Here is a 21,899-nt window from a genome sequence, read left to right on the forward strand (position 1 = left end):
CAAGCGTGGTGGTGAATCCACTCGACCCCTAGCACCCCATGCAGGTGCGCTAACAGCATGCCACTCACCCCAGGCGTCTCCCGGGGGAGTGGGAGCCGACCGAGGTGTCTTGCGATGTGCATCGACCTGAACTTGCCGTTGCGATTATGGATACACAGAAGACTTTCACGTCGCTGCACATCCTGAATATACCCGGATCGGTCCCCTCTCCCTTTGGGAGAGGGCTAGGCGGGCGGCGTTCCGATGAGGGGCTTTTCGCTTCAGATCATCTCCGGCAACGAATCAAGAATCTTGTCCAGCGTAATCGGATACTCCCGCACCCTCGCGCCGGTGGCGTTGTAGATCGCATTGGCCACCGCTGCACTCACGCCGCAAATCCCCAATTCACCCACGCCCTTGGCCTTCATCGGCGACGAAATCGGATCGGTTTCTTCGAGGAAGATCACTTCCTGATGCGGAATGTCGGCGTGCACCGGCACTTCGTATCCAGCCAGGTCATGGTTGACGAAAAAGCCCAGGCGCTTGTCCACCGCCAGCTCTTCCATCAACGCCGCGCCGACGCCCATGGTCATCGCGCCGATGACCTGACTGCGCGCCGACGTCGGGTTGAGAATTCGCCCCGCAGCGCAAACCGCCAACATGCGCCGTACGCGAACTTCGCCAGTGGCGGCATCGACGGCGACTTCGACGAAGTGCGCGCCGAAGGTCGATTGTTGATATTTCTCGGCCAGATCACCGAACTCGATGCTGTCCTCGCCGACCAGCGCGCCGCCTTCAGCCGCGTTGCGCAGCGGCAGGCTCTTGCTGCCGACCCGCACCTGGCCATCGGCAAACTCCGCCTGATCCGCCGCCAGCTCCAGCTTCTTCGCCACCGCTTCGCGCAGTTTCACGCACGCAGCGTAGACCCCGGCGGTCGAGCAGTTGCCGCCGAACTGGCCACCGGAACCGGCCGACACCGGGAAGTCCGAATCGCCCAGACGCACCACCACATCATTGAGGCCAACGCCCATCATCTCCGCAGCTGTCTGCGCGATGATCGTGTAGCTGCCGGTACCGATGTCGGTCATGTCCGTTTCGACAACCACCTTGCCGTCGCGCTCCAGGCGTACGCGGGCGCCGGACTTGACCAGTAGGTTGTTGCGAAACGCCGCCGCCACGCCCATGCCGATCAGCCACCGGCCTTCACGACGGCTGCCCGGTTGCGCCTTGCGCTGATCCCAGCCGAATTTCTCCGCGCCGATCTGCAGGCATTTGACCAGTTGGCGTTGGGAGAACGGCCGCTCGGTTTTCACCGGGTCGACTTGTGTGTCGTTAGCGATGCGGAACAGCACCGGGTCCATCTTCAGTTGTTCGGCCATTTCGTCCATGGCGATTTCCAGCACCATCAGCCCCGGCGCTTCACCCGGCGCGCGCATGGCGTTGCCTTCAGGCAGGTCGAGCGGTGCGAGGCGCATGCTGACGCGGCGGTTTTCTGCGGCGTAGAGCAACTGGCTCGGTTGCGCGGCCAGTTCGACCTTGCCGTCAGCGAGGTTGCCTGACCAGCCTTCATGGGCGATGGCGGTCAGTTTGCCGTCCGCCGTGGCGCCCATGCGGATGCGCTGAATCGTTGCCGGGCGATGGGTGGTGTTGTTGGCCATTTGCGGGCGGGCGAGGGCGACTTTCACCGGCCGCCCCGCCATGCGCGCGCCGAGAGCGGCGAGGATCACGTCGGCGCGGATGAACAGCTTGCCGCCGAAACCACCGCCGATGTACGGCGAGACCAATCGGACTTTTTCCTTCGGCAGGCCGAGGGTTTTCGCGATGTCACCGACACTCCAGGCGACCATCTGGTTCGAAGTCCACACGGTCAGATGATCGTTTTTCCACGCGGCGAGTGTGGCGTGCGGTTCCATCATCGCGTGGGACTGGTCTGGTGTGGTGTAGGTCTGATCGAACTGCACCGGCGCGGCGGTGAAGGCCTTGTCGAAGTCGCCGTGATTGACGTCCGGCAGCTCGTCTTTCGGCTCGACGCCGAGGTCTTTGACGCTGGCCAGATCGAACTTGCCTTCGCTGGTCTCGTAATCGACCCTGACCAGTTGCGCGGCGGCGCGGGCCTGTTCGAAGGTTTCGGCAACCACCAATGCAACGGCTTGCTGGTAGTGCTGCACTTCGGGACCGGCGAGCAGATGCGCGGCGTTGTAATCGCCTTTGTCGAGCTTGCCGGCATTCTCGGCAGTGACGATTGCGAGTACGCCGGGCGCGGCTTTGGCTTCGTCGAGATGAATGGCTTTGATCCGCCCTTTGGCGATCGCCGAATCGACCATGAATCCGTAGGCCTGATTGGCCGCCGCTTCATGTTGTTCGTAGGCATAAGTGGCCTGGCCGCTGGTTTTCAACGGGCCTTCGATGCGCTCGGTGGGCTGGCCGACGACCTTCAGGCGGTCGATGGGATTGGTGGTGGCGGGCGTGTCGAATTTCATGCGGTTTCCCTCGCTTGCGCCAACACCGAAGCCAGCGTGCGCTCGACCAGTGTCAGTTTGAATTGGTTGTCATCGGTGGGTGTAGCGCCTTCGAGCAGGCGTTCGCTGACCGCTTTGGCGCCCTTGGGCAACAGCGCTTCAGCGGCTTCGACCCGCCACGGTTTCGGCGCAACGCCGCCGACGGCGACACGGCCCGTGCCGTCCTTTTGCAGGATCAGACCGACTGAAACAAGGGCAAACGCGTAGGACGAGCGATCCCGCACCTTGTGATAAATGTGCGTGCCGCCGACCGGTGCCGGCAGGGTCACGGCGGTAATGAATTCGCCGGGCGTAAGGCTGGTTTCGATATGCGGCGTGCTGCCCGGCAACTGATGGAAATCGGCCATGGGAATGCTGCGCGTGCTGCCGTCAGGCTTGACCGTTTCGATCTGCGCATCCAGCGCGCGCATGGCGATGGCCATGTCGCTCGGGTGGGTGGCGATGCAAGCGTCGCTGACGCCGATTATTCCGAGTTGCCGGGTCACGCCACCGATCGCCGCGCAGCCACTGCCGGGGTTGCGTTTGTTGCAGGCTTGATGGGTGTCGTAAAAGTACGGGCAGCGGGTGCGTTGCAGCAGGTTGCCGGCGGTGGTCGCCATGTTGCGCAACTGCCCGGAGGCCCCGGCGAGCAAGGCGCGGGAGAGCAGGGCGTAGTCCTTGCGCACGCGCGCGTCGGCGGCCAGATCAGTGTTGCGCACCAGCGCGCCGATGCGCAGTCCGCCTTCGGGTGTTGCTTCGATCTGGTCCAGGCCGAGGTGGTTGATGTCGATCAGGTGTACCGGGGTTTCGATGTCGAGTTTCATTAGGTCGAGCAGGTTGGTGCCGCCGGCGATGAACTTGGCGCCCTCGACTTGCGCAGCCTGGGAAGCGGCTGCGGCAGGCGAGTCGGCGCGGCTGTAATTGAAGGCTCTCATGCCGGCACCTCCGCGACTTCAGTGATGGCTTCGATGATGTTCGAGTAAGCGCCACAGCGGCAGATATTGCCGCTCATGCGCTCCTGCAGTTCGGCGGCAATCAGTTTCGGCGGCTCGGTCAGGCTCGGGCTGACGTGGCTGGGAATGCCGTCGCGGATTTCTTTGAGCACAGCGACCGCCGAGCAGATCTGCCCAGGGGTGCAATAGCCGCACTGGTAACCGTCGTGCTTGATGAACGCGGCCTGCATCGGGTGCAGCTTGTCCGGCATGCCGAGGCCTTCGATGGTGGTCACCTCACTGCCGTCGTGCATCACTGCCAGGGTCAGGCAGGAGTTGATCCGCCGACCATCGGCGATCACCGTGCAGGCGCCGCACTGGCCGTGGTCGCAGCCTTTCTTGGTGCCGGTCAGGTGCAGGTGTTCGCGCAGGGCGTCGAGCAGGGTAGTGCGGGTGTCTACTTCGAGGGTTTGCGGTTTACCGTTGACTTGCAGGGTCACTTTACTCATGGCCGGTTGCTCCAGACTGGCCGCGTAGGCCTTGAGGCTGATAAAGGGGGGCATGGCGAACGCCGTCGCGGTTACGGCGCCGAGGATCATGAAGTTGCGTCGGGAAATCGGCATGGTTCGATTCCTTTTCTCTCATCGGGCGGCAGGATTGCAAAAGGCCCAAACGGGCGCGCCGGCATGCATGCCAGTCTCGTAAAAGGAGTGACCGCAGCGGGAGGGAAAAGGTTTTGTCGGATTTGCGCTAAAGAGTTATGTGCGCAGCTCATCAATAGACCCGTGGGAGCGAGCCTGCTCGCGAAAGCGTCGGGTCAGACCCAGCCGCTGCTGGATGTGCCGACCTCTTCGCGAGCAGGCTCGCCCCACAGTGGAGTTGTGTTTTGCAGTTATGGCCCACCCACCACCATCGAGGTAAACGGTGCGACATACGCCTGCAACGTCACCAGCCCGCCGACCAGGATCGCCAGCACGATCGAGTGGAAGAACACATAACGCAGAATCTCGCCCTCATGCCCATACCAACGGGTCGCGGTGGAGGCGACGACGATCGACTGCGCGTCGACCATCTTGCCCATCACCCCACCGGAACTGTTCGCTGCCGCCATCAGCACCGGACTGATACCCAGCTGTTCCGAGGTCACCCGTTGCAAGCCGCCAAACAGCACGTTTGACGCGGTATCGGAACCGGTCAGCGCCACCCCCAGCCAGCCGAGCAGCGTGCCGAACATCGGATAGAAAATCCCCGTCGCCGCGAACGCCAGGCCCATGGTCGCATCCAGCCCCGAATAGCGCGTGAGGAAGCCCAGCGCGAGCATCGCCGCAATCGTGATCAACGAAAATCGCACCACCCACAACGTGCGCAGGTACTGCTTGATCAGTTGCGGGATCGAATAACCCATCAGCAGACCGCCAACAATCGCCGCCAGCAAAATCCCGCTGCCGGTCGCGGTCAGCCAGGTGAACTTGTAAATCGCTTCCTCGGCTTTCGGCGCCGCGACAACCGGCGGTACTTTCTCGATTTGCAGATGCAGACCGGTGAAGGTCACCGCCGGGGCGAAAATCGGATTGGCCTCGCGCACCGGTTTGCCTTGCGGGTCGAGCTTGGCCGATTGCGTGACCGGGTCGATCACCGGTCGCGTATCGAACATGTTTTTGAAGCCCTGCGTGCCCCAGGCAAACACGAACACCGTGAGAATGATCCACGGCATCCACGCACGCATCACTGCCGGGCGCGCCTGATCGCTGAACGCGGCGCTGGCGGTGACTGTTTCTTCGTCGACCTTGGAGTTGTCGACGCGCCCGGACAGCGCTGCCGAGGTGTGGATGGTTGCCGGTTTCCACACCTTGAGGAACAGCGTCAGGCAGGCCATGGAAATCAGCGCGGCGATGACGTCCACCAGCATCGGCCCGTGATAGTTCGAGACGAGAAATTGCGGGATGGCGAAACTCACTCCAGCCACCAGAATCGCCGGCCACACCTCGAGCATCTTGCGCCACCCGGCAAACGCCCAGATCAACCAGAACGGCACCAGCACCGAGAAGAACGGCAACTGCCGCCCGACCATCATCGACAGCTCCATCTCGTCCAGCCCGGTGACTTTGGCCAGGGTGATGATCGGCGTGCCCAGCGCACCGAAAGCCACTGGCGCAGTGTTGGCGATCAGCGCCAGGCCCGATGCGGCCAATGGCGAAAAACCCAGGCCGATCAGAATCGCACCGGTCACCGCCACCGGCGTGCCAAAGCCTGCCGCGCCTTCGAAGAACGCACCGAAACAGAAGGCGATCAGCAGCAATTGCAGACGTCGATCATCGGTGATGCGCGCGAGGGAATCCTGCAGCACTTTGAACGAACCATTCTCCGTAGTCAGGCGATGCAGGAAGATGATGTTGAGCACAATCCAGCCGATCGGCAGCAAGCCGTTCGCCGCGCCGAACAGCGCCGCCGAACCGGCCATGCCCGCGGGCATGTCGAAGGCAAAAATCGAGATCAGCAGGGCCGACGCCAGCGCCAACAACGCCGCCAGATGCGCCTTGACGTGAAAGAACGCCAGCGCCGCGAGCATCACCACCACCGGCACTGCGGCCATCAGCGTGGAGAGTACCGGGTTGCCGAACGGGTCGTAGATTTGCTGCCAGACCATGATCCACCTCTGCTTATTGTTATTGAGGGCGCAGATCCATTGCATGGGGGTAGGTTGCAAGCAGTATAGGTGGCGTTACGCCGCTGTTCGGCTGCGACGAACGAGCCGACAAACGGTCGATAGTGGCCAGTGAATCAACGCGCTTTTGCCCGGTCGTATCTGCGGCTGCGCGTACTGCGTCCCGAAGACGCGGGCAGCGTGGCGATTTCCGTCGTCAAGACCTTGGGTTTTAGGGAAGTGTTGAATGAAGCAAGCGACAACCATGCTGCTCACTGTGACCGCCGCCGTATTGCTCAGCGGCTGTATTGCGGATTTTGATGATGACCACCGGCATGGCCGGCACTACGACCGCGACCACGGCCGCTATTACGACCATGACCGGCGCTGGGACGACCGCGATGACGACCGCCGCGATGGCCGTCGTTATCACCGTGATCGCGATGATGACTGATTGAATGAAGAGGGCGTTCCCGTCAAAGGAACGCCCTCTGTGCATCAGCCTTCAGCTGAAAAAACGAGCGTTCGCCTGGACGCGGGATCGCGCAGGCACCGGGGCCTCGTGATCGAGCAAATGGGTGGCGAGTATGTCGCTCAGAAAACGGAACTGATCGTTGAGGCCGACCACTTCATTGCTGAAATGGTTGCTGGCGGCGGGCATCAGCAGATCGTCGAAATCCTTGTTGAACACCAGCGTCTGCGCCTTGCGCGGCACGACGTGCTGTTGGTAGTAGTTGCTGCCGAACACCGGGAAACTCACGGAGAGGGTGACTTGGGTGTGGATCATGGTGTGAACGCCTCGTTGTGTTTCGGATGAGTCAATCGTGCCTTTCATCATGGGAGGGCGGAAGGCAATCGTGGCGATGGTGGATATCGATGGTGGTGATGGTTGAGGTTTGTGGTGCTGCTGTTGGCGCCTTCGCGAGCAGGCTCGCTCCCACAGGTGCAACACATTTCAAATGTGGGAGCGAGCCTGCTCGCGAAGAGGCCGGAACCCTCAGCATCGAAATCGACTGACCTGCCTATACTCAAACCTGCACCTCCCCAAGCCAAAGGACACCGCCACCGTGAACCCGCGCGCGCTGGTCGTTGCCGCACTGCTTTTGCTGGCCGGCTGCGCCTCCTCGGCTCGGGCGCCGGTGAGTGCGCCGCAGGCGGTGGTGGTGTCGGCGCAAACCTGGCAGCAGATCGACCGCGAGATCCTCAGCGCTTCGCAGCAGGCCACCGAGCAGGTCAAGCTGTTCGCCCGTGGCTCGATGGAACATTGGCGCACTCGGGTCTATCAGCAAACTGAAGAAATTTTCATCCCCTGGTTCAGCAGCTACTGGACCCAGGAATGGCTGTCGATGAAGGTCAGTTGGTACACGATCAGCGCCGGCGGCGAGCAGGACGCTTCGGCGAAACGGCTGGCGGCGTATCTGCTTGAGCAATATCAGGAAAAGGTCCTCGCGCCGGTTGCCGTGGAGATTGATCCGGATGCGATCCTGGCGCAGGCCACGGCGTTCTATGCGCAGTTGATGGCGCAGCAGATGCCGCTCATCGCCCAGCGTCACGGTGTGCCGATTGCGCAGCTCAACGGCCGCTTGCAGAAGATCCCGGCCATCGCCCTGGGCCCGCCGCCGGCGCGGGATGCGTCGCTGTTCAAAGTCATCAGCACCGAGCCGCTCAACACCCTCCCGGCGTACGCCGCACTGATCGACAAGATCCACACCGACGGCGGCGCCAAGGGCATTTCCTCCACCGACGCGGCGATGGCCCCGGTGGCCAAGCGCGCCAGCCAGCGCATCGAAGCAGAAATGGCCCCGCGCGGCGCCGCCAGTGCGGTGGCGGCAGCGGCGGGTAAACTCGCCGGGGCGATGATTTCGGTCGGCGTGGCCGGCATACGCGCAATCATCCAGGCCAACGACCGCCCCGACAGCGAAGCGCTGATCCGCAGCAGCCTCGGCAACACCTTCGACAAGGCCTGGCAGAAGCTGCTGCAGAATCCGACAACGGGGGTGATGGCCGGCACGCTGCACATGGCCGGGCAGGTCGAAGGTAATCTGGGCGTGAGTGAACCAACGTCTATCGGTGTGAGCGCTGTGCCATAGCGCTTGTACCTGCGAAGTTTTGTTGGCGGCGGTCGCGCCCGGATCAGAGCGGATGCTAGTCTTGCGCAACGCTGTTGTCAGGGAGCCCACATGGGCAATCACAAGATCGAAATTCGCCGCAGTAACGTCGAGAAAATCCTGCTGGCGGCGGAAAAGGTTTTCGCCGAAAAAGGCTTCGGCAGCACCGCCATGGCGGACATCGCTGCCGAAGTGCAGTTGCCGCGTTCCAATCTGCATTACTACTTCAGCACCAAGAGCGAGCTCTACAGCGCAGTGCTGTTCGATCTGCTGGAAGTGTGGAAGCAGGACGCGCTGTGCTTCGAGATGTTCGACGACCCGCGCGTGGTGCTGAGCAGTTACATCCGCGCCAAGATGAACCACTCACGCAGCCGGCCCTATGGCTCGAAAGTCTGGGCCAACGAGATCATCCACGGCGCGCCGACGCTGGGCGAGGCGCTGGATGCGAGCCTGTATGACTGGGCGAAGATGAAGGAGGCGAAGATTCGCCAGTGGGTCGAGGACAAGCGGATTCTGCCGGTGGAGCCGTCGGGGTTGCTGTACATGATCTGGGCGTCGACCCAGCACTACGCCGACTTCGATCATCAGGTGAACATTCTCAATGATCACCAGCCGTTGTCGGATATGCAGTTCGAGCGGGCGGTGCAGACAGTGACGGGGGTGATTTTGCGCGGGATCGGGCTGGAGCCTTGAAGAGCACCATCAAGGGCTTACCCTCACCCCAGCCCTCTCCCAGAGGGAGAGGGGGCCGACCGAGGTGTATTGAGAGGTACATCGACCTGAAAGACCGTGTCGATTATGGATTCACAACAACTCTTTCAGGTCGGCGAAGTTTGTCAGCATCCCCCAATCAGTCCCCTCTCCCTTGGGGAGAGGGCTAGGGTGAGGGGGTTTTTCAGACTGCGACGTGGTAGGGGTTGCGCGGATCATGATTCCAGTCCAGAAACGGCTTGCCCGTGTCCATCGGCACCATCTCGATGCAGTCGGCCACGGGGCAGGTGATCTGGCACAGGTTGCAGCCCACACATTCCTCATCGATCACTTCATATTTATGCGTACCGTCGGCCTGTATCAGACTGCCGATCGCCTGGTGTGAGGTGTCCTCACAAGCGATGTGGCAACGCCCGCAACCGATGCACGCCTCCTGGTCGATCTTTGCGATGACCTGGTAGTTGATATCGAGGTACTTCCAATCCGTGGTGTTACCCACGGCGCGCCCGGAAAACTCGGCGATATTGGCGTAACCCTGGCTGTCCATCCACCGCGACAGGCCATCCTTCATCTCTTCGACAATGCGGAAACCATGCAGCATCGCCGCCGTGCACACCTGCACCGCACCGCTGCCCAGCGCCATGAACTCAGCGGCGTCGCGCCAGCTGCCGATGCCGCCAATGCCGCAGATCGGCAAGCCCTGGGTCTGCGAGTCACGGGCAATTTCCGCGACCATGTTCAGCGCAATCGGCTTGACCGCCGAACCGCAATAACCGCCGTGAGTGCTTTTGCTGCCGACGGTGGGCAGGGCGACCATGTGGTCCAGGTCGACGCTGGTGATCGAGTTGATCGTGTTGATCAGCGACACCGCATCGGCGCCACCACGATGCGCCGCCCGGGCAGCGACGCGGATGTCGGTGATGTTCGGGGTGAGTTTGACGATCACCGGCAGCGAGCAGTACGTCTTGCACCAGCGCGTCACCTGCTCGACATACTCCGGCACCTGGCCGACCGCTGCGCCCATGCCGCGTTCGGGCATGCCGTGGGGGCAGCCGAAGTTGAGTTCGATGCCGTCGGCGCCAGTGGCCTCGACCAGCGGCAGGATGTGTTTCCACGATTCCTCGACACACGGCACCATCAGCGACACGATCAGCGCGCGATCCGGCCAATCCTTCTTCACTTGGGTGATTTCGCGCAGGTTGATTTCCAGCGAGCGGTCGGTGATCAGTTCGATGTTGTTGATGCCCAGCACTTCGCGATTGGCGCCGTAATGCGCCGAATAACGCGAGGAAACGTTGACCGCCGCCGGATCCTCACCCAGGGTTTTCCAGACCACGCCACCCCAGCCCGCTTCGAAGGCGCGGACCACGTTGTAGGCCTTGTCGGTGGGTGGCGCAGAGGCCAGCCAGAACGGGTTGGGCGCTTTGATACCGGCGAAGACTATCGAGAGATCGGCCATTTACGCAGCCTCCACGTTGAGCATCAGTTGAGCGTTGATCGCCTCGGCGGCGCGTTTGCCATGCTGCACCGCTTGCACGGTAAGGTCCTGATCGAGGCTGGTGCAGTCGCCGCCGGCATACACGCCGGGGACGCTGGTGCGCAGGTGTTCATCGACCTCGATGCGTTCGCCCTGACGTTTGAGCTCGCGCGCCAACGGATCGCTAAGGGTGCTGTCATCGAAGCTCTGGCCGATCGCTTTGAAGATCGCATCGGCAGCCAGCTCGAAGGTTTCTCCGGTGGTTTGCAGACGCCCTTCAACCAGATCGGTGCGGGCGAAACGCATGCCGCGCACGCGGCCCTGATCATCGAGCAACACTTGCTCCGGCTGGGCCCAGGTCAGCAATCGCACCTGATTGGCTTTGGCGATGTCCTGCTCATGGTGGGTGGCGCCCATGTCTGCGGCACCTCGGCGATACACCAGATTGACGTCGCGCGCGCCGAGGCGGGCCATTTGCACGGCCATGTCGATCGCCGTGTTGCCGGCGCCGAGAACGATGCAGCGTTCAGCCAAGGGCAGTTGCGTGAGGTCATCGGCCTGGCGCAGTTCGCGGATGTAGTCGGTGGCGGCGAGCAGGCCCGGCGCGTCTTCGTGGGCCAGACCGAGTTGCTTGCTGGCATTCAGGCCGAGGCCGAGGAATACCGCGTCAAACTGCTGATGCAGTTCGCTGAGAGTAAGATTTGCACCGAGTTTCTGGCCGTGGCGGATTTCTATCCCGCCAATCTGCAGGAGAAAGTCCAGCTCCTTCTGCGCGTAGTCATCGACCAGTTTGTACTTGGCAATGCCGTACTCGTTGAGCCCGCCGGCCTTTTCCCGTGCTTCGAAAATCACCACGTCATGCCCGTGCATCGCGCTGCGATGGGCGCAGGACAACCCGGCCGGCCCGGCGCCGACCACGGCGATACGTTTGCCTGTGGCCGGGGCGCGCTGGAACGGATGTTCGGCGAAATGTGCGTTGTCCACGGCATAACGTTGCAGCAGACCAATCAGCACCGGCGCACATTCCTGCGCGTTGTTGCGCACGCAGGCCTGCTGGCAGAGGATTTCCGTCGGACAGACCCGCGCGCAACTGCCGCCGAGGATGTTTGCCGAAAGGATTTTCTGCGCCGCGCCTTGGACGTTGTCCTGATGGATGTTGCGGATGAATGACGGGATGTCGATTTCGCTGGGGCATGCATTGACGCAAGGCGCGTCGTAGCAATACAGGCAGCGCGAGGCTTCCAGATGCGCCTGCCGTGAATTGAGCGGCGGCGCCAGATCAGTGAAATGGCCGGCGAGGGCGGCCGCGCTTTCGTGCGGGTGGGGAAGGTGGTTCAGGGTCTCGATCACGGTTTATGGCCTCATGGCTAATTGAGGTGCTGCCTCTGGTGGGCAGTGGTTGATCGTTCCCATGCTCTGCGTGGGAATGCCTCAAGGGACGCTCTGCGTTCCAATGGGACGCAGAGCGTCCCGGGCTGCATTCCCACGCAGAGCATGGGAGCGATCACTAGGGGTCAGCGTTTAACGGCAGTCGGTTTATGCAACTCCGCCCGCTTGCTCAACAAATCAAACACCGCCGGGTAGGCCGGCCGTTCGATGTAGCGTCCGGCGCCGCGTTCGGCGCGCAGGTCGCCATCGGCCCAGACCACGCGGCCCTGGCTGACGGTGTGGCTCGGCACGCCGCGCACGGTCTTGCCTTCGAAGATGTTGAAGTCCACCTGCTGATGGTGGGTCTTGGCGGAAATGGTCCGTGTGCCTTGCGGATCCCACAGCACCAGATCGGCGTCGGCGCCCACGCGGATCGCACCTTTGCGTGGATAGAGATTGAATATCTTCGCGGTGTTGGTGGAGGTCAGCGCAACGAAATCCTGCATCGACAATCGTCCGGAGTTGACGCCTTCATCCCACAGCACCGCCATGCGGTCTTCGATACCGGCGGTGCCGTTGGGAATCTTGCTGAAGTCGTCGCGGCCGGCGGCTTTCTGCTCGGCGCAGAAGCAGCAATGGTCGGTGGCGGTGGTGTGCAGATTGCCGTTCTGCAGCCCGTGCCACAGCGCCTCCTGATGGCCGCGTGGACGGAACGGCGGGCTCATCACGTAGCCGGCGGCGGTTTGCCAGTCCGGGTGTTGATAGACGCTGTCGTCGAGCAGCAAGTGCCCGGCCAGCACCTCGCCGTAAACCGGCTGGCCCTTGCTGCGGGCATAGGTGATTTCGTCGAGGGCTTCCTTGGTGGAAACGTGCACCAGGTACAACGGCGTTCCGATGGTTTCGGCGATACGGATCGCCCGGCTCGCGGCTTCACCTTCGACCTGCGAAGGTCGCGACAGCGGATGCGCCTCCGGCCCGGTAATGCCCTGGGCCATCAGCTTGCGTTGCAGGTGATAGACCAGCTCGCCATTTTCCGCGTGCACGGTCGGCACCGCACCGAGTTCCAGACAGCGCTCGAAACTCGCCACCAGAGTGTCGTCGGCGGCCATGATCGCGTTCTTGTAGGCCATGAAATGCTTGAAGCTGTTGATGCCGTGGTGGCTGACCAGCTCGGCCATTTCCTCGCGCACCTGCTCGCTCCACCAAGTGATCGCGACGTGGAAGCCATAGTCCGACGCAGACTTTTGCGCCCAGCCGCGCCACTGATGAAACGCTTCCATCAGCGATTGCTGCGGATTGGGAATAACGAAGTCGATGATCGAGGTAGTGCCGCCGGCCAGGCCGGCAGCGGTGCCGCTGTAGAAATCCTCGCTGGCAACGGTGCCCATGAACGGCAGTTGCATATGCGTATGCGGATCGATGCCGCCTGGCATCAGGTACTGGCCACTACCGTCGAGCATTTCTGCGCCGGCGGGAATGTCGAGATTTTCACCAATGGCTTTGATCACGCCGTCAGCGCAATAGACGTCGGCGCGGTAACTTTCATCATGGGTAACAACGGTGGCGCCACGGATCAACAGAGACATTCCGGATTCCTCGCAGGCATGACCGACTTGTGCCGGTTCTAAATGTTTTATTGAGGTACAGCGGCGAAGTTCGTATTCCTGTCATCGCTGTCAGGAATAGAAACTAGTCGCGATTTCAAGAATGATCAAGAATATTTTTTATAAGCTTATAGCTGTTTCAAGCTATTGATAAATAAAGATAAAAACGATAAATCACCAAAATGGTGAGGCCGTTCACCATTTTGACGCACTTGACAGGATGGAAATATGAGCAAGATTTCCTATGTGAAATCAGCCGCTTGAAGTTGTGCTGCGGTTGCGGGTTCACCGACAAAAATAAATGCAGTGCACCAGTTTGAGTCCTGACACTTCGGACAACTTGCCCGACGTTTAGCCTGAGCGTTCAGACAAGTTTTCCCGGACTCATCGAATATTCAATTAAAACTGATAAATATCAGAAAGTTGCAAAGCATCCAGTGCACCGCCCAAGCGTTAAGCGCGAGAACCGGCACGTTTATTGATGCCGCCGCTGACACCATGGCCGGTGCATGAAAGTTGTCAGTTCCTCCGGCCATCGTCCGGCTGGCGTCGTATGCGCCAGCCGCCTGATGAGCAAAAAATAATCAGAAGAACAGTGGAGCGGCCATGCAACAGACCAGATCACAAGTGACCGAGCGCGACGGCTTGTACGAGCTCGAAGCCGGCAGCGACGTCCTCGACAGTCCCCGTTACAACCACGACATGGCACCGACCAAGGTGCGCGAACGCACTTGGAACAAATGGCACATCACCGCGCTGTGGGTCGGCATGTCGATTTGCGTGCCGACCTACACTCTCGGCGGCGTGCTCACCGCTTATTTCGGCTTGAGCGTCGGCGAAGCGCTGTTGGCGATTCTGTTTGCCAACGTCATCGTGTTGATTCCACTGACCCTCAATGCTTTCCCCGGCACCAAGTACGGCATTCCGTTTCCGGTGCTGCTGCGCTCGTCGTTCGGCATTCTCGGTTCCAACGTGCCGTGCCTGATCCGCGCGTTGGTGGCGTGTGGCTGGTTCGGCATCCAGACCATGTTCGGCGGACTGGCGATTCACCTGTTTCTCGGCTCGGTGTTCGAGGGCTGGAAATCCCTCGGCGGCACCGGCGAGGTGATCGGTTTCATGGTGTTCTGGGCGCTGAATCTGTGGGTGGTGATTCGCGGTGCCGAGTCGATCAAATGGCTGGAAACCTTGTCGGCGCCGTTGCTGGTGGCGGTGGGCATTGGCCTGCTGGTGTGGGCGATGCCCAATGTGTCGATGACTGAGTTGCTGGCGATCCCGCCCAAGCGTCCGGAAGGCGCCAGCGTGGTGAGTTACTTCGCGGCAGGGCTGACGGCAATGGTCGGGTTCTGGGCCACGCTGTCGCTGAACATTCCCGACTTCAGTCGCTACGCCAAGAGCCAGAAGGATCAGATCCTCGGGCAGATTTTCGGCCTGCCGCTGACCATGTTCCTCTTCGCCGCGCTGGGCGTGGTGATGACCGCCGCATCGGTGAAAATGGTCGGCGTCACCGTGTCCGACCCGGTCACGCTGATCGGCCATATCCAGAGCCCAGTGTGGGTCGCTGTGGCCATGGCGCTGATCATCGTTGCCACACTGTCGACCAACACCGCCGCCAATATCGTCTCGCCAACCAATGACTTCCAGAACATCGCACCGAAGGTGATCAACCGCACCAAAGCGGTGTTGCTCACCGGTCTGGTCGGGCTGGTGCTGATGGGCCATGAACTGCTGAAAAAGCTTGGCCTGATCGTTTCCGACATCAGCCTGGAAACCGTGTATTCGAACTGGCTGCTGGGCTACTCAAGCCTGCTCGGGCCGATCGCCGGGATCATGGTGGTGGATTATTTCCTGATCAAGAAACAGCGACTGGACCTCGCCGGGCTGTACCGCGATGACGTGTATCCGGCTTGGAACTGGGCGGGTTTTCTCGCCTTTGGCGTGCCGGTGGCGCTGACCTTGCTGTCGCTGGGCAGCGACGCGTTCAGCTGGTTCTACAGCTATGGCTGGTTCACCGGCTCGGCGTTGGGCGGAGTGATTTATTACGGGTTGTGTGTAATGCGGGCGCAGCCTTCTGCCGTGAAAACAGCGGTGTAACACATGATCGTTCCCACGCTCTGCGTGGGAATGCAGCCCGGGACGCTCCGCGTCCCAACAGCGGACGCAGAGCGTCCATGGATGAATGCCCACGCAGAGCATGGGCACTATCGGCATCAGCATTGAGGAGATCCCCATGAACGCAGCCGTAGACGTTCTGCAATCCACCCATCAGCACATCAACCGCGATCGCCTCTGGGCCTCGCTCATGGAACTGGCCAGACTCGGTGCCACGGTCAAGGGCGGCGTCTGTCGCCTGGCCCTGACCGACCTCGACCGCCAGGCCCGCGACCTGTTCGTGCAGTGGTGCAAGGACGCCGGTTGCAGCGTCACGGTCGATGCCGTGGGCAACATTTTCGCCCGGCGCGCCGGGCGCAACCCGAACCTGCCGCCGGTGATGACCGGCAGCCACATCGACACTCAACCCACCGGTGGCAAGTTCGACGGTTGCTTCGGCGTGCTCGCCGGCGTCGAAGTGCTGCGCACCCTCAACGACCTCGGCGTGGAAACCGAAGCGCCGCTGGAAGTGGTGGTCTGGACCAACGAAGAGGGCTCACGCTTCGCCCCGTGCATGATGGGCTCCGGGGTCTTCGCCGAGAAATTCACCCTCGAAGAGACTCTCGCCAAGGTCGACGCCGACGGTGTCACCGTCGGCGAAGCGCTGAATGCCATCGGCTACGCCGGCCCGCGCAAGGTCAGCGGGCATGCAGTCGGCGCCTATTTCGAAGCGCACATCGAGCAAGGCCCGATCCTCGAGGACGAAGAGAAAACCATCGGTGTGGTACTCGGCGCGCTCGGGCAGAAGTGGTTCGACCTGAAATTGCGCGGCGTCGAAGCCCACGCCGGCCCGACGCCGATGCACCTGCGCAAGGATGCCCTGGTCGGCGCTTCGGTGATCGTCGGCGCCGTCAACCGCGCCGCCCTCGGTCATCAGCCCCACGCCTGCGGCACGGTCGGCTGCCTGCAAGCCTATCCCGGCTCGCGCAACGTGATCCCCGGCGAAGTGCGCATGACCCTCGACTTCCGGCATCTGGAGCCGGCGCGGCTGGATTCGATGATTGCTGAGGTGAAGCAAGTGATCGAGGCGACCTGCGAAGAGCACGGCCTCACCTATGAACTGACCCCGACCGCCGACTTCCCGCCGCTGTACTTCGAAAAGGGCTGTGTAGAGGCGGTGCGCGGCGCCGCGAAAGGGCTGGGTCTGTCGCACATGGACATTGTCAGTGGCGCCGGGCATGACGCGATTTTCCTCGCCGAGTTAGGCCCGGCGGGAATGATTTTTGTGCCATGCGAGGGTGGGATCAGCCACAACGAAATCGAAAATGCAGCGCCGGATGATCTGGCGGCGGGGTGCGCGGTGTTGCTAAGGGCGATGCTCGCGGCTTCGGCGATGGTGGCGGCCAGCGAGCGTGCCGCCTAAGGTAAACACACCAAGCAAACCTGTGGAAGCGAGCCTGCTCGCGAATGCGCCGGGTCAGGCACCGAATGGCCTATCTGACACTGCGCTTTCGCGAGCAGGCTCGCTCCCACAGGGGATTTCTGGCGATTTTGAGGCCGTGGCACGATCCCGAGCCGCTGCGGTCGTACTCTTCACCTAGCCGCATCACAGTGTGGAGATCCAATGAGCCAGGAAGTCCTGACCACCGAAACCAACCGTCGCCAGTTGCAGCAGATCATCGCCGGGCTGTCGGACGGGGTGATTCTGCTGGAACTCGACAAAAGCATTCTCTGGGCCAACGAAGCGGCGCTGACCATGCACGGTGTCAGCACCATCGGTGATCTGGGCAGCAACGCCGACGAGTACGCCAAACGCTTTACGCTGCGCTATCGCAACAATCATGTTTTGCCGCCGGACAACTACCCGATCAGCCGTGTCGCCCGCTGCGAGGCGTTCAATGATGTGCTGATCGAAGTCTCGTCCGTGGACGACCCGGAGCGGGTCTGGGTGCACAGCGTGCGCAGCATGGTGCTGACCGACCGCGTCGGCCAGCCCGAGTCGCTGGTGCTGATCATGAGCGACGTTACCGACTGGGCCAACGCCGAGCAGCGTTTCGAAAAAACCTTCAACGCCAACCCCGCGCCGGCAGTGATCTGTCGTCTCAGCGATTTGCGCTACATCAAGGTCAACCCGGGCTTTCTGGAAATGACCGGCTATACCCGCGATCAGGTGATCGGCACCTCGGCTTACGAAATCGATATCTTCGAGCAGGCCGATCAGCGCGATCTGGCTGTTCAGCGCTTGCGCGATGTCGCGACCATTCCGCAAATGCAGGCGGAACTGCGCCTTCCCGACGGTGGCAGTAAACAGGTGATCGTTGCCGGTCAGCCGTTGCTGCTCAATGACGAGAATTGCATGCTGTTCTCCTTCGTCGACATGGAGCCTCGGCGCCGGGTCGAAGTGGCCTTGCGTCAGAGCGAGGAGCGCTTTGCCAAGGCTTTTCGTCTGACTCCGGTGCCGATTCTGATCTGCACCGCTGAAAAGCAGGAGGTCATCGACGTCAACCAGGCATTCCTCGATACCCTGGCCTATGACAGCGATGACGTACTCGGCAAAACCGTGACGCAATTGAGCTTCATCCACGATGACGGCGCGCGCACCCGGTTATTGTCGGCGTTGGCGAAGAACGGTCGGGTGGATCGGGTCGATGTGCCGGTGCGCAAGAAGGACGAGGAGTTGCTGGAATGTGCGGTCTCGGCCGACACCGTGAACATTCACGACACGTCCTGCTATTTGCTGGTGCTGATGGACATGACCGAGCGCAAGCGCACTGAACTTGAGCTGGTCGCGGCGATTGAAGAGGTGATGAAGGATGCGTCGTGGTTCAGCCGGACGCTGATCGAAAAGCTGGCCAACGTGAAGAAGATCAACTCGCCGCAGCTGCCAAGTGCCTCTTTCACTGACCTGACGGCCCGTGAGCGCGATGTGCTGGGCTTGATCTGTGAAGGACTGGCGGACAAGGAGATCGCCGCGCGGTTGAAACTGGCGCCCAATACCGTGCGCAATCATGTTGCCACTGTGTACTCGAAAATCGATGTGCATAGCCGCAGCGAGGCGATCGTCTGGGCTCGGGAGCGCGGTTTGTTTTCGGGAGAGTGGGGCACCAAGGGCCAGCGTTGAGGGGTGCAAATGCACTAGTTACAAGGGTGCAAATTCATGTATTGGCCAAGGCGTTGTGTTCTTAGGCTGGTGGGGTGCGGTGTAGACCATTTCGGGTTTGCGATCGTGCCCCTTTTGAAACAGTCATAGGAACAACGTCAATGATGAATCTTGCGCAGTTGCGCGCTCGGCTCGAGCACAGTTTTGCGCCGCTGGCTTGTGAGTGTTCGGTGGATGGTGATCATTCGCTGACGGTCAAGTTGTATCACCGGGATTCGGGGCAGGTGGATCTGGTGATCAGCGGGCTGGATCTGGCTTCGCTGCGTACGCCTGGGGCGGTCGAGGCGTTGGTGGGGGAGTTGCGGTATGAGCTTGAGAGCAATTCCTTGCGTTCTTCGCGGGATCCGGATTTGGCTTAAGCGCGCTTTGGTCTTGGCGACCTTTGGGCCGGCCATGCTCTGGGGGGGGTGGGTGTATATCCGTTTCTGCGGGTGTTGCGGCTGGCGGTTTCGCCCTTACGGCGAGTCACCTTTTCCAAACGCGGAAAAGGTAACCGAAAAGGCTTGCTCCTGCGTTCGGCCCTCGCAGGCTCGGGTTCCTTCGCTCCGGGACTGATCCGGGCGCAGCGGCTACGGTTTGCTTCGCTGCACCTCCTTCCGCTGTGTACGACTGCGTCGTACGGTCGCTGCGCTCCCACGCCCGGATCAATCCCTCCACTCAGCCTTCCGACGTCGCCTGTGAATCAAGATCAAAAAGCGGTACTCGAGCTAACGCTCATCGTGTTGGGTGGTGGGGTGGCTTGCTTATTTGATTTTGCTTTTCTGTGGGAGTGAGCCTGCTCGCGATGAGGCCCTCGCCGACAACAATGATCTCAATCCAGCCCTCTGCCGGAAAATCCCCGCAAAACCGACAGCCAATCCCAGCCAATCTCCCCAATCCACTGGCGCTAACAAGGTGCTCAGCTATAAAGAATGAGTGGTCAGGTCTTCCGCGGCCGGTTGGGTTGCGGGAGTTTGTCTCTCATTACCGCGGGTCGTCCTATGAATAATCCTGGGAAACGCGTATTACCGTTGGCTTTTCTTGCAGTGTTGTTGGCCGGTTGTTCCAGTCCTCCACCGCCTGCGCCTGTCGCGCCGCCGCCTCCGCCGGAACGTCGGTGTGAGGTGCTGGAGAATACTGAGGTTGCCGGGGATATGTATGTCGATGGGCAGGTGACGCGCCACATCACCACTACCCGGTGCATAACCCAATAAGACTCGCGATTCCTCGATTGCACGAGGCCTGGAACCCAGCAGTGAACCTGTGGGAGCGAGCCTGCTCGCGAATGCGTGGTATCAGTCAAAACACAGCTGACTGACCCAACGCTTTCGCGAGCAGGCTCGCTCCCACACGGGTTAGCAATTTGCCCTGGAAATCAGGACAGGAATCCGCCATCCACATTCAGCGCCACGCCGGTGGTGTAGCTCGACGCATCGCTGGCCAGGTACAACACTGCGCCGGCCATTTCGCTTGGGTCGGCTACGCGTTTGAGCGGGATCTGCGTCAGTGCCTGTTTCAGAATCGCATCGTTCTTGACCAGCGCCGAGGCGAATTTGGTGTCGGTCAGGCCGGGGAGCAGGGCGTTGCAGCGGATGCCGAATTGCGCGCATTCCTTGGCGAAGACTTTGGTCATGTTGATGACCGCCGCTTTGGTCACCGAATAGATGCCCTGGAAGATACCCGGGGAGATGCCGTTGATCGAGGCGACGTTGATGATGCTGCCGCCACCGTTTTCGCGCATCAGCTTGCCGGCTTCGACCGACATGAAGAAATAGCCACGAATGTTCACATCGACGGTCTTCTGGAACGCGCCCAGATCGGTGTCGAGTACGTTGCAGAATTGCGGGTTGGTCGCGGCGTTGTTGACCAGGATGTCGAGGCGGCCGAATTGTTCCTTGATCCCGGCGAAGACCTGGCTGATCTGCTCCATCTCACCGATGTGGCAGGCCACGGCTGTTGCCTTGCCGCCGGCGGCGGTGATGGCGTCGGCGACGTGTTGGCAGCCTTCGAGCTTGCGGCTCGAGACGATCACATGGGCGCCTTGCTGGGCCAGCAGTTTGGCGATGGCTTCACCGATGCCACGGCTGGCACCGGAGACGAAAGCGATTTTGCCGTCGAGGTCGAACAACTGAGTCTTGGACATGGGTTTCCCTTGTTGGAAGTCTTGTTATTGGCCCGGATCAGAGGCTGGATTTCTGGATGACCTGCAGGCTCATCTGCTCCAGCAGTTTGTTCATGTGAATGAACTGCGCGAAGCGTTTGTCCTGCGTCTGGCCATGGTAGAAGCGGTAGTAGATCTGCTGCACGATGCCGGCCAGGCGGAACAGGCCGTAGGTGTAGTAGAAGTCGAAATTGTCGATGCGGATGCCCGAGCGCTCGGCGTAGTAGTCGACGAATTCGCGGCGGGTCAGCATGCCCGGTGCGTGGCTTGGCTGGCGGCGCATCAGTTGCACCGGTGCCGGGTCGCCGGCTTCGATCCAGTAGGCGAGGGTGTTGCCCAGATCCATCAGCGGGTCGCCGAGGGTGGTCAGTTCCCAGTCGAGCACGCCGATGATCTGCATCGGATTGGCCGGGTCGAGGATGACGTTGTCGAAGCGATAGTCGTTGTGGACGATGCTTGAGGTCGGGTGGTCGGCCGGCATCTTGTCGTTGAGCCAGGCTTTGACTGCTTCCCAGTGCGGCGCGTCCGGGGTCAGGGCTTTTTCGTAGCGCTCGCTCCAGCCCTTGATCTGCCGCGCGACGTAGCCTTCGGGCTTGCCCAGGTCGCCGAGGCCGCAGGCGTTGTAATCAACCCGATGCAGTTCGACGAAGCGGTCGATGAAGCTTTTGCAAAGCGCTTCGGTTTTCGCCGAATCAAGGCCCAGTTCCGGCGGCAGTTCGGCGCGCAGGATGATGCCCTTGACCCGTTCCATCACATAGAACTCGGCGCCAATCACCGATTCGTCGGTGCAGTGCACATACGCTTTCGGGCAATACGGAAAGCCGTCGCGCAGTTGGTTGAGAATGCGGAACTCACGGCCCATGTCGTGGGCGGATTTGGCCTTGTGGCCGAACGGCGGACGGCGCAGAACGAATTCTTGCTCAGGGTATTCCAGCAGGTAGGTCAGGTTCGACGCGCCGCCGGGAAACTGGCTGATCTGCGGAGTGCCGGTCAGGCCGGGAATGTGCGCCTTGAGGTACGGATCGATCAGGCTGGCATCGAGTTCTTCGCCCGCGCGGATCCGGGTGGACTGGTCAGTAAGCGCCATGCTTATCCCTTCTGCTTATTTTGGAGGCCAGACATCATTGGCTAATCTAATGGCGCGCTCGGGTGCTCACAAGCGCGGGTCGGTCTTATAGGTTAGCGTGTTG

Annotated in this window: 17 protein-coding genes; 7 read left to right on the plus strand and 10 right to left on the minus strand. The window is 61.3% G+C overall.

Annotation, left to right across the window (positions count from 1 at the left end; translation table 11 throughout):
• Positions 1-260: 260 nt before the first annotated feature.
• The 4 genes from paoC to D8U71_RS13750 form a co-directional block, all read right to left on the minus strand.
• Entirely contained in the window at positions 261-2,459 is a 2,199-nt protein-coding gene (gene paoC / locus D8U71_RS13735; protein WP_125926932.1) for an aldehyde oxidoreductase molybdenum-binding subunit PaoC, read from the minus strand.
• A complete protein-coding gene (locus tag D8U71_RS13740) occupies positions 2,456-3,412 on the minus strand; it encodes a xanthine dehydrogenase family protein subunit M (protein ID WP_125926933.1) in 957 nt (318 codons plus the stop codon). Before D8U71_RS13740 ends, paoC begins: the two co-directional genes overlap by 4 nt.
• Positions 3,409-4,032 (minus strand): aldehyde dehydrogenase iron-sulfur subunit PaoA, encoded by a 624-nt coding sequence (paoA, locus tag D8U71_RS13745; RefSeq protein ID WP_016775137.1) that lies wholly within the window; start codon positions 4,030-4,032, stop codon positions 3,409-3,411. The genes D8U71_RS13740 and paoA overlap by 4 nt, the downstream gene beginning before the upstream one ends.
• 269 nt (positions 4,033-4,301) lie before the next feature.
• Positions 4,302-6,056, minus strand: coding sequence for an L-lactate permease (locus tag D8U71_RS13750; protein WP_056789178.1), 1,755 nt, complete (start codon positions 6,054-6,056; stop codon positions 4,302-4,304).
• Between the two features lie 244 nt (positions 6,057-6,300).
• Here D8U71_RS13750 and D8U71_RS13755 point away from each other — a divergent pair, with 244 nt between their 5' ends.
• On the plus strand, positions 6,301-6,507 hold the full coding sequence (locus D8U71_RS13755; RefSeq protein ID WP_016775135.1) for a hypothetical protein: 207 nt from the start codon (positions 6,301-6,303) through the stop codon (positions 6,505-6,507).
• Between the two features lie 51 nt (positions 6,508-6,558).
• Here the strand turns inward: D8U71_RS13755 and D8U71_RS13760 are convergent, their stop codons facing one another.
• Entirely contained in the window at positions 6,559-6,840 is a 282-nt protein-coding gene (locus D8U71_RS13760) for a hypothetical protein (RefSeq protein WP_125926934.1), read from the minus strand.
• Positions 6,841-7,120: 280 nt separating this feature from the next.
• Here D8U71_RS13760 and D8U71_RS13765 point away from each other — a divergent pair, with 280 nt between their 5' ends.
• Positions 7,121-8,143: a hypothetical protein gene (locus D8U71_RS13765; RefSeq protein WP_125926935.1), complete on the plus strand. Its 1,023-nt coding sequence runs from the start codon at positions 7,121-7,123 to the stop codon at positions 8,141-8,143.
• A 90-nt stretch (positions 8,144-8,233) separates the two neighbouring features.
• Positions 8,234-8,854, plus strand: coding sequence for a TetR/AcrR family transcriptional regulator (locus D8U71_RS13770; RefSeq protein WP_024013291.1), 621 nt, complete (start codon positions 8,234-8,236; stop codon positions 8,852-8,854).
• A 202-nt stretch (positions 8,855-9,056) separates the two neighbouring features.
• Here the strand turns inward: D8U71_RS13770 and preA are convergent, their stop codons facing one another.
• From preA to hydA, 3 genes are all read right to left on the minus strand, one after another.
• The gene (preA, locus tag D8U71_RS13775) at positions 9,057-10,331 is read right to left on the minus strand and encodes an NAD-dependent dihydropyrimidine dehydrogenase subunit PreA (RefSeq protein WP_125926936.1); all 1,275 of its coding nucleotides are present in this window, start codon (positions 10,329-10,331) and stop codon (positions 9,057-9,059) included.
• Positions 10,332-11,699, minus strand: coding sequence for an NAD(P)-dependent oxidoreductase (locus D8U71_RS13780; protein ID WP_130887970.1), 1,368 nt, complete (start codon positions 11,697-11,699; stop codon positions 10,332-10,334).
• A gap of 164 nt (positions 11,700-11,863) precedes the next feature.
• Complete coding sequence (hydA, locus tag D8U71_RS13785) at positions 11,864-13,303, minus strand: dihydropyrimidinase (protein WP_122698661.1); 1,440 nt, start codon at positions 13,301-13,303, stop codon at positions 11,864-11,866.
• A 624-nt stretch (positions 13,304-13,927) separates the two neighbouring features.
• On the opposite strand from hydA, the gene D8U71_RS13790 reads away from it, so the two are divergent.
• From D8U71_RS13790 to D8U71_RS13810, 4 genes are all read left to right on the plus strand, one after another.
• Positions 13,928-15,412: an NCS1 family nucleobase:cation symporter-1 gene (locus D8U71_RS13790; RefSeq protein WP_125926938.1), complete on the plus strand. Its 1,485-nt coding sequence runs from the start codon at positions 13,928-13,930 to the stop codon at positions 15,410-15,412.
• A gap of 136 nt (positions 15,413-15,548) precedes the next feature.
• The gene (locus tag D8U71_RS13795; protein ID WP_125926939.1) at positions 15,549-16,832 is read left to right on the plus strand and encodes a Zn-dependent hydrolase; all 1,284 of its coding nucleotides are present in this window, start codon (positions 15,549-15,551) and stop codon (positions 16,830-16,832) included.
• Between the two features lie 201 nt (positions 16,833-17,033).
• Entirely contained in the window at positions 17,034-18,530 is a 1,497-nt protein-coding gene (locus tag D8U71_RS13805) for a helix-turn-helix transcriptional regulator (protein WP_016775127.1), read from the plus strand.
• Between the two features lie 140 nt (positions 18,531-18,670).
• The gene (locus D8U71_RS13810; RefSeq protein WP_123442222.1) at positions 18,671-18,928 is read left to right on the plus strand and encodes a DUF1652 domain-containing protein; all 258 of its coding nucleotides are present in this window, start codon (positions 18,671-18,673) and stop codon (positions 18,926-18,928) included.
• 995 nt (positions 18,929-19,923) lie between these two features.
• On the opposite strand, the gene D8U71_RS13820 is transcribed toward D8U71_RS13810, so the two are convergent.
• A complete protein-coding gene (locus D8U71_RS13820) occupies positions 19,924-20,691 on the minus strand; it encodes an SDR family oxidoreductase (protein ID WP_024013283.1) in 768 nt (255 codons plus the stop codon).
• 37 nt (positions 20,692-20,728) lie between these two features.
• A complete protein-coding gene (locus D8U71_RS13825) occupies positions 20,729-21,796 on the minus strand; it encodes a phosphotransferase family protein (protein ID WP_122698659.1) in 1,068 nt (355 codons plus the stop codon).
• Between the last annotated feature and the right edge of the window lie 103 nt (positions 21,797-21,899).

Source organism: Pseudomonas sp. Sample_21, assembly GCF_004307525.1.
GTDB classification, from domain to species: domain Bacteria; phylum Pseudomonadota; class Gammaproteobacteria; order Pseudomonadales; family Pseudomonadaceae; genus Aquipseudomonas; species Aquipseudomonas atacamensis.